The sequence below is a fragment of the Aquabacterium sp. genome, from assembly GCF_036279675.1.
Classification (GTDB): domain Bacteria; phylum Pseudomonadota; class Gammaproteobacteria; order Burkholderiales; family Burkholderiaceae_C; genus Aquabacterium.
This window is the reverse complement of the sequence record NZ_DASUIS010000133.1, coordinates 1-13,543: the sequence shown is the minus strand read 5'-3', so window position 1 is coordinate 13,543 and position 13,543 is coordinate 1. Positions and strand designations below refer to the sequence as shown.

General features: G+C 61.9%; 14 protein-coding genes. 7 read left to right on the top strand and 7 right to left on the bottom strand.

The window, feature by feature from the left end:
• Nucleotides 1-5: 5 nt before the first annotated feature.
• Genes VFW93_RS15320 through VFW93_RS15305 form a run of 4 tightly spaced genes read left to right on the top strand, consistent with a single transcriptional unit; the run spans nucleotide 6 to nucleotide 3,066 of the window.
• Nucleotides 6-1,001: an RluA family pseudouridine synthase gene (locus tag VFW93_RS15320; RefSeq protein ID WP_329694844.1), complete on the top strand. Its 996-nt coding sequence runs from the start codon at nucleotides 6-8 to the stop codon at nucleotides 999-1,001.
• Between the two features lie 27 nt (nucleotides 1,002-1,028).
• On the top strand, nucleotides 1,029-1,709 hold the full coding sequence (locus VFW93_RS15315) for an HAD-IA family hydrolase (protein ID WP_329694831.1): 681 nt from the start codon (nucleotides 1,029-1,031) through the stop codon (nucleotides 1,707-1,709).
• On the top strand, nucleotides 1,702-2,079 hold the full coding sequence (locus VFW93_RS15310) for a Rieske (2Fe-2S) protein (protein ID WP_329694830.1): 378 nt from the start codon (nucleotides 1,702-1,704) through the stop codon (nucleotides 2,077-2,079). Before VFW93_RS15315 ends, VFW93_RS15310 begins: the two co-directional genes overlap by 8 nt.
• Nucleotides 2,080-2,106: 27 nt before the next feature.
• Nucleotides 2,107-3,066 carry a S49 family peptidase gene (locus tag VFW93_RS15305; RefSeq protein WP_329694829.1) on the top strand — a complete coding sequence of 320 codons (960 nt, stop codon included), beginning with the start codon at nucleotides 2,107-2,109 and terminating at the stop codon, nucleotides 3,064-3,066.
• Nucleotides 3,067-3,093: 27 nt separating this feature from the next.
• Here the strand turns inward: VFW93_RS15305 and VFW93_RS15300 are convergent, their stop codons facing one another.
• Together VFW93_RS15300 and VFW93_RS15295 are read right to left on the bottom strand one after the other, a co-directional pair.
• Complete coding sequence (locus tag VFW93_RS15300) at nucleotides 3,094-3,936, bottom strand: HDOD domain-containing protein (RefSeq protein ID WP_329694828.1); 843 nt, start codon at nucleotides 3,934-3,936, stop codon at nucleotides 3,094-3,096.
• A 112-nt stretch (nucleotides 3,937-4,048) separates the two neighbouring features.
• Nucleotides 4,049-4,630, bottom strand: a complete 582-nt coding sequence (locus VFW93_RS15295; RefSeq protein WP_329694827.1) for a chalcone isomerase family protein — start codon at nucleotides 4,628-4,630, stop codon at nucleotides 4,049-4,051.
• Between the two features lie 241 nt (nucleotides 4,631-4,871).
• Between VFW93_RS15295 and VFW93_RS15290 the strand changes: the two genes are divergently transcribed.
• Complete coding sequence (locus tag VFW93_RS15290; RefSeq protein ID WP_329694826.1) at nucleotides 4,872-5,660, top strand: type III pantothenate kinase; 789 nt, start codon at nucleotides 4,872-4,874, stop codon at nucleotides 5,658-5,660.
• An 8-nt stretch (nucleotides 5,661-5,668) separates the two neighbouring features.
• Here VFW93_RS15290 and hslU read toward each other — a convergent pair whose 3' ends face one another.
• The 5 genes from hslU to VFW93_RS15265 form a co-directional block, all read right to left on the bottom strand.
• Nucleotides 5,669-6,994 carry an ATP-dependent protease ATPase subunit HslU gene (hslU, locus tag VFW93_RS15285; RefSeq protein WP_414639692.1) on the bottom strand — a complete coding sequence of 442 codons (1,326 nt, stop codon included), beginning with the start codon at nucleotides 6,992-6,994 and terminating at the stop codon, nucleotides 5,669-5,671.
• 12 nt (nucleotides 6,995-7,006) lie between these two features.
• Complete coding sequence (gene hslV / locus VFW93_RS15280; protein ID WP_329694824.1) at nucleotides 7,007-7,555, bottom strand: ATP-dependent protease subunit HslV; 549 nt, start codon at nucleotides 7,553-7,555, stop codon at nucleotides 7,007-7,009.
• 91 nt (nucleotides 7,556-7,646) lie between these two features.
• Entirely contained in the window at nucleotides 7,647-9,392 is a 1,746-nt protein-coding gene (locus tag VFW93_RS15275) for an STAS domain-containing protein (RefSeq protein WP_329694823.1), read from the bottom strand.
• A 5-nt stretch (nucleotides 9,393-9,397) separates the two neighbouring features.
• The gene (gene dksA, locus VFW93_RS15270) at nucleotides 9,398-10,141 is read right to left on the bottom strand and encodes an RNA polymerase-binding protein DksA (protein WP_329694822.1); all 744 of its coding nucleotides are present in this window, start codon (nucleotides 10,139-10,141) and stop codon (nucleotides 9,398-9,400) included.
• Nucleotides 10,142-10,346: 205 nt separating this feature from the next.
• Nucleotides 10,347-11,399 (bottom strand): GTP-binding protein, encoded by a 1,053-nt coding sequence (locus tag VFW93_RS15265; RefSeq protein ID WP_329694821.1) that lies wholly within the window; start codon nucleotides 11,397-11,399, stop codon nucleotides 10,347-10,349.
• A 103-nt stretch (nucleotides 11,400-11,502) separates the two neighbouring features.
• Between VFW93_RS15265 and VFW93_RS15260 the strand changes: the two genes are divergently transcribed.
• Together VFW93_RS15260 and lnt are read left to right on the top strand one after the other, a co-directional pair.
• Nucleotides 11,503-12,405: an HlyC/CorC family transporter gene (locus VFW93_RS15260; protein WP_414639691.1), complete on the top strand. Its 903-nt coding sequence runs from the start codon at nucleotides 11,503-11,505 to the stop codon at nucleotides 12,403-12,405.
• Nucleotides 12,406-12,415: 10 nt separating this feature from the next.
• On the top strand, nucleotides 12,416-13,543 hold a 1,128-nt coding region (gene lnt / locus VFW93_RS15255; protein WP_329694820.1), incomplete at its 3' end, for an apolipoprotein N-acyltransferase.

Below are 13,543 nucleotides of genomic sequence, written 5' to 3'. Positions count from 1 at the left end.
CGCAGGTGCAGCACATCATCATCGATGAAGGCGGTGCCGGTCAGCGCCTGGACAACTTCCTGATCAAGGTGCTCAAGGGGGCACCCAAGACCCTGGTCTACCGCATCATTCGCAGCGGCGAGGTGCGGGTGAACAAGGGCAGGGCGTCTGCCGAGACCAAGCTGGTGCTGGGCGATGACGTCCGCGTGCCGCCCCTGCGTCTGGCAGAAAAAGACGAGGCCAAGGCCGCGGCCGTACCCGCCCGCGAGTTCCCCGTGCTGTTTGAAGACGAGCATGTGCTGGCCATCAACAAGCCGGCGGGCGTGGCCGTGCACGGCGGCAGTGGCGTCAGCTTTGGCGTGATCGAACAATTGCGCCGCGCGCGGCCCGAGTCTCGGTTTCTGGAACTGGTGCATCGCCTGGACAAGGAAACCTCGGGCATCCTGCTGATCGCCAAAAAGCGCAGCGCGCTGGTGGCCTTGCAGGACTTCTTCCGCCACCGTCAGGCGCACAAGACCTATGCCGCGCTGGTGATCGGTGATTGGCCAGATCGCAAGAAAGTGATCGACGTGGCCTTGCATAAATTCCTGACCGCTGATGGCGAGCGCCGCGTGAAGGCCGTCAAGGGCGACGACGATGAAGGCCGTCGCTCGATCACGCTGGTCAAGGTGCTGCAGCGCTATCAGGGCTTCAGTCTGCTGGATGTCACCATCAAGACGGGGCGTACCCATCAGATCCGCGTGCACCTGTCGCACGAAGGGCATCCGATCGTCGGTGATGAAAAGTACGGTGACTTCACGCTCAACAAGGCACTGGCGCGTGGCCCGGGTGCCGAGTCGGTGCCCGGTGTCAGTCGAGACAAGTTGAACGACGGGCGGTTCGAGCGCATGTTCCTCCATGCCCGTTATCTGCGTCTGCCGCATCCCGTGACGGGCGAAGACATCGTGCTGGAGGCCCCTTTGCCGCCGGAATGCAACAACCTGCTGTCCGCACTGACGGCGGTGTCATCGGCGGCCAAGTAAAGTCACAGGCGCAACACAGGAGTTCACTTGAATCCTTTCGACAATGGTTTGCGTCCTCGCGCCTACGATCTGGTCGTGTTCGACTGGGATGGCACGCTGTACGACTCCACGGCGCTGATCGTGCGCTGCATCCAGTCCGCCTGCGAGGACCTGGGCTTGCCCGTGCCCGAGCGCACGCAGGCCGCCTATGTGATCGGTCTGGGCCTGCACGATGCCCTGGCGCACGTCGCACCCACCTTGCCGGTCGAGCGTGTGCCTGAACTGGGGCAGCGTTATCGGCACCACTATTTCAAGCGTCAGCACGAGCTGAGCCTGTTCGAGGGGGTGTTGCCCTTGCTGGCCACCTTGAAAGAGCGCAACCATTGGCTGGCGGTGGCCACGGGCAAGACCCGGCAGGGTCTGGACGAGGCCTTGGCGCATGTCGAGTTGGTGGGCCTGTTCGACAGTTCACGCACGGCCGATGAAACCTTCTCGAAGCCGCATCCTCGCATGCTGCAGGAGCTGATCGCAGAATTCGGGGTCGAACCCGAGCGCACCTTGATGATCGGCGACACCACGCATGACCTGCAACTCGCCGTCAACGCCGGCACGCACAGTGTGGCGGTCAGCTTCGGGGCGCACGAGCCCGCAGCGTTCGCAGACTACCCGACCCGGTTTGTGGCGCACTCGATGACCGAGTTGCACGATTGGCTGCGCCAGCATGCCTGAGTTGAACCTGACGCCGCAGCACCTGTGCGAATCCGCCGCCCTGCAGGAGTGCGGCGATGCCGTGACCTTCGAGGTGCTGGAATGGGGGCGCTCAGTGCCAGCTTTTGCGGTGCGCTACGATCAGGTTGCACTGGCTTACCTGAACCGTTGCGCCCATGTTCCGGCCGAGATGGACTGGCAACCCGGCAAATTCTGGGACATGGACAAGCGCTTCATCATCTGTTCCGTGCATGGCGCCCTGTATGACCCACCCAATGGCCAATGCGTCAGCGGACCTTGCCCCGGAGCGCGTCTGGAGGCCATTCGGCTTTCCGAAGAAGCCGGGCAGGTGTATTGGTATCCTACGGAACGTTTTCAGCCATTGTTCTGATTCCTCTTCTTTCAACCGAGCCTGCTCATGAGCGCTGTCGATCCTTCCTCGTCGGACAACCTGTCTGCGACCCAGAACACCTTGCTGAATCAGTTTGCCCAGGCATATCTGGATCAGCAGCGACGCGAGCAGCGCTGGCGCTGGTTCTGGCGCATCGTCTGGATGGGCGTGGCCGCCACCATCATCTGGGCCACGATCCAGAACGTGCCCTCGGCCAAGTCGCCTGTCACGCCGCACACGGCACTGGTCGAGGTGCGTGGCGAGATCGGTGCCGATACCGAGGCCAATGCCGACAACCTGCTGGCAGCCTTGCGCAGCGCTTTTGAAGACGTGGGTGCTCAGGCTGTGGTCTTGCGCATCAACTCGCCTGGTGGCAGTCCTGTGCAGGCCGGTCTGGTCAATGACGAAGTGCGCCGCCTGAAGGCCCTGCACAAGAAGAAGGTGTATGCGGTCTGCGAAGAGATGTGTGCCTCAGCGGCTTATTACATCGCCGTGTCGGCCGATCAGATCTTCGTCGACAAGGCCTCCATGGTCGGCTCCATCGGCGTGCTGATGGATGGTTTCGGTTTCACCGGCATCATGGACAAGGTGGGCGTCGAGCGCAGGCTGATGACGGCCGGCGAGAACAAGGGCATGCTGGATCCCTTCTCGCCGCGCAACCCCCGCCAGGACGGCTTCGCGCAAGCCATGCTGGATCAGATCCACCAGCAGTTCATTCAGGTCGTGCGCCAAGGGCGTGGCAAGCGCTTGAAGGAAACGCCGGAAACGTTCTCGGGCCTGTTCTGGAATGGTCAGCAGGCGATGGAGCTCGGTCTCGCAGATCACCTCGGCAGCCTGGATCAGGTGGCGCGTGATGTGGTCAAGGCCGAAGACATCATCGACTACACCCAGAAGGAAAACCTGGCCGAGCGTCTGGCCAAGCGTTTCGGCGCGGCATTTGGCGCGGGCGCCGTGCACGCGATGCGCTCATCTGTCAGCATCCATTGAGCTGCAGGGCGCTGAGGTCGTCACACCTCAGTTGTCCATGCCCTGGACCAGGCGGTAGGCCGCATCGTGCGAGAGGTTCAGCAGCCTGGCCACTTCGCCCACGTCATCCGGCAAGGCCGCCTGGGCGTGTGGGTCGTCCCAGCCATACTGGGTGTGGCGGGCGATACGTACACCGAGCATCACGTTGCGGATCTTGGGGTCGGCGGCGTTGTGGTCGTCCGTGCATTTGATGAGCAGGTAGGGCAGTTGCCAAAGTCGCATCAGCTCCTGTGACAGATCGCCCAATTCGATGCCCAGCACTTCGCGCTGGATGTCCGCCGAGCGGATGGTGTAGTCCGCTTTCTGTCTGGTGGCGATTTCCAGGGCCAGTTTCGGCGCATGGCACCACAGCAGCATTTCCGTGAAGTCGTGCAGCAGCGCAGCCTCCTGGATCACGGTGGCGTCTTCATCCTGGCGTCTCAAGGCGAAACCCATGGCGAAGTGCGCTGCACGGCGAGCTCGTGTGATGACCTTGATCAGTCCACTGAGCGCATCAGGCTGCTCGTGCAGCCACTCCAGGATGGTGGTCGTGTCCTTGAATGCCCTGAAGAAGGGGGTGATGCCTTGCATCACGATGGCGCCAACCAGCGTTTCGGGCGGCTCCACGCTCAGGCGCGTGCAATAGCGCGACACGTGCACCAGCACCTTCAATGTCATCAGGGGGTCGTTGGCCAGGCCATCGGCCAGGGTGTGCGCGTCGACCGTGCCCTTGGTTTCCTCGATCATGCGCAGCTGATTCAACTCGGCCACGGAACCGGGCAGCACAGGGATTTCGACGCGGCTGAAGGCGTCGGTCCAGGCACGCAGTGAGGGCAGGGCTTTGTCGATCATGGAAGGGTTACCCCATTACGCATGATCACCTTATCGGCACTTTGTCTGAATTTGGCAAGCGGGGCTTGCCCCCAGCCTGCCAATTTCGTCACATGAACGTTGTGACGTTTGCTTACCGAGCGCCAAGAAGGGCGTCTTTCAGGTCGGAGTCGACGGGCGAGTTGCCCAGCCAGATGCGCAGCAACGCAGCGTAGAAATCATCACCGCTGATTTCCGTGCCTTTCTGAACGCCATCTACCAGCACGCGTGTGCCGCTGCCTGGTGTGTTGTCAATTCGGATGGTCGTGCCCTTCCTGACCTGGCCAAAGGCCATCATCTGGTTACGGATTTCTTCCAGCTTGGCCTGGAAGCGGGCAATTTCGTTGTCGCTGTTGTTCTTCTTGAAGCCCTTGATCATGGCGTCCGCGAAGTCCTCGCCCGTCAGGTCGCGCAGCAGCACGATCTGCATGCTCTTGGGGCCGGACTGAGTCAGCAGCGCACTGGCCGAGTGCTCCTTTTTGGCCACGTAAAGACCTGCCGCGTAGACATCCACAATCACTTTCACGCGCACGCCGGCACCATTGAGCTGCAGTGGCTGGTTGGCCAGTTGGTAGGTGTCGTTGAACTTGGCGCCTTTGATGTCCAGGGCGGCCCAGACCGGCAAGGCTGTCGCCACGATGGTCGACAGGATCAGCTCGCGTGTGAATGACTTCATGGCTCTCTCCGATGCTTCGATATGTCAATTCGTTGACGCGCTAGCGGATCGGGGTCGATGGCTGTCGCGTTTCGGATCGCACAATATCCGAACTTCCCAATGAGATGTCCCCCCTTCTTGAGTAGTTGTTTCCGCAGCGTGGTGCGTTTGCTGCACTGCGGCAACGATTCTTACAGCATATTGCAGCGACAATGCCAGCCATCCAGTCCCCCCGGGTGTTCCTCTCTCAAGAGATTCATGCATGTCTTTCCTGGTCATTGATATTGGTAACACCCGTCTGAAGTGGGGCTTGTATGCCCATCCGGCCCCTGGTGCCGAATTGCTGGCTCACGGCGCGGTGGTACTCGAAGACATCGATTACCTCTGGGAATTGCACTGGAAGAACCTGATGCACAAGCCTGAGGGCATGCTGGGTTGCGTGGTGGCTGGCGAGGCCATCAAGAAGCGCGTTGAAGAGCAGTTGATCGAAGGTTGGGGCCTGGCGCCGCACTGGTTGTCTTCCAGTGCCCAGGCAGCGGGCGTGATCAACGGTTACGAGCATCCACAGCGACTGGGTTCGGATCGCTGGGCGGCCATCATCGGTGCGCGGCAGCGCGCCTTGCAGCAGTCACCCGTCAATCCGCCTGCGGTACTGGCCGTGATGGTGGGAACAGCCGTGACCGTGGATGCCGTGGATCCGAAAGGCCGCTTTCTGGGCGGGTTGATCCTGCCCGGCTTTGGTCTGATGTACCGCGCGCTGGAGAGCGGCACGGCAGGTTTGAAGGTCCCCACGGGCGAAGTGCGTGACTTCCCGACCAACACCAGTGATGCCCTGATGAGCGGCGGCACCGATGCCATCGCGGGCGCCATCGAGCGCAGCCTGCGTCGCTTGCGAGTGAAGTGCGGCAGCGAGCCGCTGCTGATCATGTCGGGCGGTGCAGTGTCGCGCTTGTCGCACGTGGACGAGTTGCCGACCTGCGTGGTGGAGAACCTCATCTTCGAGGGACTCCTCACGCTGGCCGCGGCGTCGACGCCCGCAGACGCGGGCTGATCCTGCCCTTACAGGATGAAGCGAGACAGGTCCTCGTTGCGGGCCAGTTCGCCGAGTCGGCGATCCACTTCATCGACATCCACGGTATGAGCCTGGCCTGACAGGTCTGGCGCGTTGAATGACAGTTCGTCCAGCAGACGCTCCATCACGGTCGACAGGCGACGTGCGCCGATGTTCTCGGTGCGCTCGTTGACCTCGAAGGCGATCTGCGCCAGGCGGCGTATGGCCTCCGGGGTGAAGTTCAACGTGACGCCCTCTGCCAACAGCAGCGCCTGGTATTGCTTGATCAGGCTGGCTGACGGTTGCGTGAGAATGGCCTCGAAGTCTTCCACCGCCAGGGATGACAGTTCGACCCGGATGGGGAAGCGCCCCTGCAGTTCCGGGATGAGGTCACTGGGGCGGCTGAGATGGAAGGCGCCCGAGGCAATGAAGAGGATATGGTCGGTCTTGACCATGCCGTACTTCGTGTTGACCGTGGTGCCCTCGACCAGGGGTAGCAGGTCGCGTTGCACGCCCTGGCGTGAGACCTCGGCGCCTTGGCCCTCCGATCGGCTGGCCACCTTGTCGATCTCGTCAATGAAGACAATGCCGTTCTGTTCGGCACGCTCCAGTGCACGCGTCTTGATGTCTTCATCGTTGAGCAGCTTGGCGGCTTCTTCCTCGATGAGTTGCGTGCGGGCCTCCGCCACGGTCACCTTGCGAGTCTTGCGTTTGGTCTGTCCCATCTGGGAGAACATGCCCCGCAGTTGTTCGGCCATGTCTTCCATGCCCGCAGGGCTCATGATCTCGACGGTGGGTGTCTTCATGTCGGACAACTCGATCTCGATCTCGCGGTCATCCATGCTGCCTTCGCGCAGGCGCTTGCGCATCACCTGGCGCGCCGTGTTGTCGCTTGATGGCGCATGGGCGATGCCGAATTCCGAACGGGGAGGCGGCACCAGCACGTCGAGCAGCCGTTCTTCAGCGGCATCCTCGGCCTTGGCTCGCTGGACATGCATCTGGTGTGCGCGCTCCTGCTTGACGGCGGACTCCACCAGATCGCGGATGATGGTGTCGACGTCCTTGCCCACATAGCCGACTTCGGTGAACTTGGTGGCTTCGACCTTGATGAAGGGGGCGTCTGCCAGCTTGGCCAGTCGACGGGCGATTTCGGTCTTGCCGACGCCGGTTGGGCCGATCATCAGGATGTTCTTGGGTGTGATCTCGCTGCGCAACTTGTCATCCACTTGTTGCCGGCGCCAGCGGTTGCGCAGGGCGATGGCGACGGCGCGCTTGGCTTCACGCTGCCCGACGATGTGGCGGTCGAGTTCGCTGACGATCTCTTGGGGTGTCATGCTCATGGTGGTTCAGTCCAGCGAAACAATCGTGTGATTCTGGTTGGTGTAAATGCACAGGTCGCCAGCGATCTCCAGCGACTTCTTGACCATCTCTGCGGCCGGCAGTTCGGTGTTGGCAGCCAGGGCGCGAGCGGCCGCCTGAGCATAGGCGCCACCTGATCCGATGGCGATGATGCCGTGCTCGGGCTCCAGCACATCGCCATTGCCGGTGATGATCAATGAGGTTTCCCGGTCAGCCACCGCCAGCATGGCTTCGAGCTTGCGCAGTACGCGATCGGTGCGCCAGTCGCGCGTCAGTTCGACGGCCGCACGGGTGAGGTTGCCCTGGTGCTTTTCCAGCTTGGCCTCAAAGCGCTCGAAGAGCGTGAAGGCATCGGCGGTGGCACCGGCAAAGCCGGCCAGCACCTGATCCTTGTAGAGTTTGCGGACCTTGCGGGCCGAAGCCTTGACCACGATGTGGCCCAGTGTGACCTGACCATCACCGCCCATGGCGACTTGCCAGCCGTTGGGGGTCTGTCGGCGGATGCTGACAATGGTGGTGCCGTGATAGGAATCCATGACGCGAGGATCGTGTGAAAAGTGCTTGCGCACGACACCGCGTCAGGTGAGGGCGGTCTCGCCCCGTTTCAAGGGGGCATCTTGTTCCAGCTCAGGTGGTCTGGAGCTTGACCTTGGCGTGTTCGTTGATGCCCATGGCGCCGAAGAACAGGGCAATCAGGCGGTGCGGGTTGTTGAACACAACCTGGCGGTCTTCCGCGCGACGAGCCAGCACCCAGTTAAGCAGGTCACCTGCCGCGATGAAGTCCACGCGCAACAGGTAGGAACAATCGATTTCAAGGGTGACACTGGCGCTGAGCTGGTCGTCCAGCTGGGACAGCGTCTGACCGATATCGCCCACCAACTGGCCTGACAGGTTCAGTGCAGCGACCTGCACGAACTCGACTTCGTCGTGCATCTGGGATTCGACGAAGCTGGTGGTGACCTCGCCCACGTGCGAGAGGGGGCGGGTGTGCGGGTGGATGTTGTCTGTCTGCTCGCGCACGCGGCAACTGGCGTGTTCCCACGATGGGGGTGACAGCTCGTACGTGACGCAGTAATCGATGGCGGTCTCGTCAAACTGGTCAGGACGATTGCACAGCCTCAGGACCTCCAGGCGGAGCATCCAGTAGGCGGGGTCGGCATCCTTGACGCCGGTAGGCGAGCTTTCACCCAGTACATCCAGCAATTGAGGCACACCGATCCAGATCAGCTCCTGAGCCTCTCTCGCCCACTGGCGCATCAGCTGAACAAGCTGAGCGGCACCTTCAGGCGACACGCTGCTCACGTTGCTCCAGTCCATGATCCATGGACGGGGCATCTGCAGGACTTCAATGCGCAGGCTGGCGGCGGCTTCCTGATCAAAGCTGGTGGGGGCAATCCACCCCTCAAGGCTGACCGGTGCCTGCTCCAGTTCTGCAGGCTCCGTGGTTGGCGCGTTCAGAACGGCCGAGCTGATGTCGGGGGCGCTGAGGTTGCGGTTGTCCTTGTTGGACAGGAAGGACGCGACTTTTTGTGGCAGGGAGTACCACTGAGGCGCCGAGACACCAAATTTCTGGGCGTAGGAGACCGCCAGATTGTCGAATTTCTGCTGCAGATCGAGTGCCCGATACAGGTCGAACAGCACGAGCCAGGTTTCGGCCTGATCGTGTCGCTCTGCACCGGGGTGTACCAGATCCAGCAGATTCTGTTCGCACTGGTCAAAGTCGGCGTTGGCAAACGCGATGACGGCTTCGTCCAGTTCCGGATCGTGCACCACCTCCACCACATGGACGTTCAGGTCACCGTGAATGCTGGGTTGCGCAGACGCCGTGGGCTTGTTCGAGGCCATGCGGGGCGCCGTGGCGCGCGCCATGTCCAGTACAGCCTGCGAGATCTGTGGGGGCTCGTCGTCGTAGGGCAGCGTGGCCGGTGCTGTCAGCGTGTTGGGTGCGGTGGTCGCCGGGTCAGCCAGGCGGCCGGGCGCAGAGGGCAGGGCGGCCGGTTGCATCATGGGGGGTTGGCGGCTCGCGCCTCCCACCATCTGCAATTCAATTTCATCGATTTTGGCCTTGACCGCGATGTCCGAGCGCGCGCCGCCCTGTGGGCGAGAGTCCGGGTCCATATTGGACGGGCTGCTCAGTGCCAGGGCATTGTCGGGGCTGAGGCCTTCGCGGCGGATCTTGCGCAGCATGTCGAGCTCGCGCTTGCGCACGAAGTCATTGCGCCGCTTGCGCTCGATCATGGCCTTGATTTCGCCTTTGGCGTAATCACTCTCGCCAGCGTCTTCCTTGGGCGCGTCCAGCTCCGTCCAATCCGTTGTCGGATTGGCCACGAAGCGCGCAACTTTGCGCAGGAAGCCGCCAGATTCTTTACTCATGAAGTTCAGTCGCCAAACATCTTTTGCTTGAGCTCACGGCGCTGTTGCGCTTCGAGGGACAGCGTGGCGGTAGGGCGGGCCAGCAGGCGCCCCAGGCCGATGGGCTCACCGGTTTCGTCACAGAAGCCATATTCACCGGAATCGATGCGAACCAGCGCCTGCGAGATCTTCTTGAGCAGCTTGCGCTCGCGATCACGGGTGCGCAGTTCCAGGGCGTGCTCTTCCTCGATCGTTGCGCGGTCGGCAGGATCGGGCACGATGGAGGTGTCTTCGCGCAGGTGCTCGGTGGTCTCGCCGGCGTTGGACAGCAGATCTTCCTTCTGGGCTTCGAGGCAGGCGCGGAAGAAATCCAGCTGCTTGTCGCTCATGTACTCCGATTCGGGCATGGCGAGCAGTTCGGCTTCGGTCAGATCCTTGCCTGCTTTGGTCTTCCAGGCGTTGGCGAGTTTGGTGTCAACCTTGGTGGCGGGGGTGGGCATGTTGTCTGAGGTACTGATTTTTGACGACGATCGTCCGGTAGCCACGGATTTGGCTGATACGGCAGCTTCGGCTGACTTGGCCGGAGCTTGAACAGGGGGCTTGACTGTTTTGGCTTCGGCGGGCGCCTTGGCGGTGACGGAACTGGCTTTCTTTGTAGCAGGCTTGGCGGTCGGTTTGGCGGGCGTCTTGGCAGCGGATGCCTCTGCCTTGGCTGCTTTGGCCGAGGCAGTGCTTGCCGTTTTGCTCGAAGAGGCGGATGTTTTTGTCACAGGATCCTCCTTCCCAAAATGCGTGATCCACAGACTGAAGTCTTGATCCGGTTACGCGTGGCCAGGTACTGCTCCATCGCCCGTCAGGTCAAACGAGGCTTCCTGTCCGGCTTGCGCCAACGCAGGAAGCGCGCGGATTGTAGCCACGCTTGGGGGTCGTTTTCACCAGACTATCCCTCAAGGTGTGCATTTCAGTGACACTCGTTCAGGACAGGCATTGGTCCAGACCAGCTTTGAACAGGTCCTGCGGCAGGTCAATACCGATGAACACCATCTTGCTGATTTTGGTCTCGCCAGGCGCCCACTTGGGGCCGACATCGCTGCCCATCAACTGGTGAACACCCTGGAAGACCACCTTTTTGTCCATGCCGGTGACATTCAGAACCCCCTTGTAGCGCAGCATGCGCGGGCCGTAGATCTGGACCATGGAGCCCAGGAAATCTTCCAGCTTGGTGGGGTTGAAGGGGCGGTTGGATTTGTAGACGAAAGACTTCACGTCATCGTCATGCACGTGGTGGTGCGGATGGTTGCAGTGCTCGCCGTGCTCGTGATCATGGTCGCAGTGTTCGCCATGCTCATGATGGTGGTGGGCGTGACCGTCGTCCTTGAGGAAGTCGGGGTCGATGTCCAGCTTGGCGTTCAGGTTGAAGCCCTTGATGTCAAAGACCTCCTTGAGTGCCACGTCGCCGAAGTGCACGCGCTTCTGGGGCGCGCGGGGGTTCATGTGCTTGATGCGGTGGGAGAGGGCGTCGGCCTCCTCCTGGGGCACCAGGTCGGTCTTGCTCATGAAGATCTGGTCGGCGAAACCAACCTGGCGGCGCGCTTCCTGGCGCTCGTCCAGTTGTTTGTCGCCGTGTTTGGCATCGACCAGGGTGACGATGGCGTCCAGCAGGTACAGCTCGGCGATCTCATCGTCCATGAAGAAGGTCTGGGCGACGGGGCCCGGGTCGGCCACACCGGTGGTCTCGATGACCACCCGGTCGAAGTTCAGGGTGCCGGCGCGCTTTTGCTTCGCCAGATCGGACAGGGTGTCGCGCAGGTCTTCACGGATCGTGCAGCAGATACAGCCGTTGCTCATCTGGATGATCTGCTCTTCGGTGTCGGCAACGAGGATGTCGTTGTCGATGTTCTCTTCGCCGAATTCGTTTTCGATCACGGCAATGCGCTGGCCGTGAGCTTCGGTGAGGATGCGTTTGAGCAGCGTGGTTTTACCGCTGCCCAGGAAACCGGTGAGGATGGTGACAGGAATCAGGCTCATAACACAAGTGTAGCCCCGTGTTGAGCCATGTGCCGCGGGCGTGTGACTGAATTGACGCGGCCATAGGGTATTCTTGAGGCATCCCAACCACGACACCCCTGCCGTGTCCGAACCTTCTCATAGTCGACCGCCAAAGGCTGACAAAAACCATACACATTCCCCCCGACGGGAACGTGATCCCCGCAGCCTGTTTGTTCGCCTGGTGGAATTCCTTTCCCCTGGGCCTGACTCCACCGCCGAGCTGATCGCCACCCTGGCGGATGCCGAGCACCGGGAGTTGATCGAGCCCGAATCCCGTGTGATGCTGGAGGGCGTGATCCGCATGGCCAGCATGTCGGCCGGCGATGTGATGGTGGCCGTCAAGCGCATGGATCTGCTGGACATCGATGCGCCTTATGACGAGTTGTTGGGGCAGGTGATTGAAACCGGTCACTCCCGTTTCCCCGTCTTCGAGGGATCTCGGGACAACATCATCGGCATGCTGATGGCCAAGGATCTGCTCAAGCTGCAGCGCGCGCCTGAGTTGAACCTGCGGACCTTGTTGCGTGCGCCGGTTTTCGTGCCGGAGTCCAAGGGGCTGAATGAATTGCTGCGAGAGTTCCGCTCCAACCGCAGCCACATGGCCATCGTGATCGACGAGTTCGGCAAGACGGCCGGGCTGCTCACGATCGAGGACGTGCTGGAGGAAATCGTTGGCGAGATCGAAGACGAGTTCGACGACGAGGACACGCCTTCGAGCATCTTCACCCTGGCTGATGGCAGCCAGCGCGTGGCGGGTGACGCCTCCATCGTGTCCGTGAACGAAACCTTCGAGACCAACTTGCCGGAAGAAGACTTCGACACCATCGGTGGGCTCGTGGCGCATGAGTTGGGGCGCGTGCCCCGTCGCGGCGAGCATGTCGATGTGGGCGGCTTGCGCTTTGCGGTGATGCTGGCCCGTGGTGGCGCCGTGCGCTGGTTCAAGGTGACGCGCGCCGCGGATGCCGCTGAAACCGCCGAGCAGTGAGTCGGCCTTCATGACGCAGTCTTCTTCGCCCTGGTGGCGGCATCGTGCTGTGCGCTGGGCCATCGCAGGCGGTGCGTTGCACGCCTGGTCCTTGTCGCCCTGGTGTGCATCCTGGTTTTCTCTGGCGCCCGCCGTGGTTCAGACCATGGCGCTTGGCTTGCTGTTGGCGGCGCTGTGGCGGGATGACTTGTTGCCCAGGCAGGCCGCAGTCGCCACCTGGGCCTATGGCACCGTCTGGCTGATTGGCGCGACGGGCTGGATGTACGTCAGCCTGCATCGATTTGGTGAATTGCCTGCCTGGCTGTCCGGCCTGGCGGTGGTGGGCCTGTGTGCGGCCTTGTCGCTCTACATGGCCGGTGTCGGCTGGGCCTGGGCTCGCTGGCGTCGCCAGGTGTGGTGGGCTGATTCGCTCCTGTTTTCGGGGCTGTGGCTGATGGCCGAGTGGGCCCGTGCCGTCATCTTCACCGGCTTTCCGTGGGGTGCCAGTGGTTACGGCATGCTGTCAGCGCCGCTGGTGAAGCTGGCGCCCTGGCTGGGCGTGTATGGCCTGGGTTGTGTCTGGGTGCTCATGGTGAGCGGCCTGGTATGGGCCGTTCAGGGTGCGCGCAGCGGCCTGGTTCGCGTTGGTGTGCCCACGCTGCTGGCAGGCCTTGTGCTGGCCCTGGCGATGATGCCGACACCATCCTTCACGCGCCCTCATGGGCATGCCCTGAGCGTGAGCCTGCTGCAGGGCAATGTGCCGCAGGACGAGAAATTCGTGTCCGAACGCCAGGTGCCCATGCTGATCTGGCATGGCCGACAGATCGTGGCGGCCAAGGGGCAACTGGTGGTGGCGCCCGAGACGGCCATTCCCTTGTTGCCATCTCAGTTGCCGGAGGGCTACTGGGATCAGATCAAGAGTGGGTTCGGGTCAGGCAGCCATCGTTATGCCCTGATTGGCGTGCCGCTGGGTGATTTCGATGTGGGCTATACCAACTCGGTGGCAGGCTTGTCGGCCGAGTCTATGGCCACGCGTGAAGGCATGTACCGCTACAACAAGCACCATCTGGTGCCATTTGGTGAGTTCATCCCCTGGGGCTTTCGCTGGTTTGTTCAGATGATGAACATGCCTTTGGGCGACTTCACCCGCGGCCCCTTG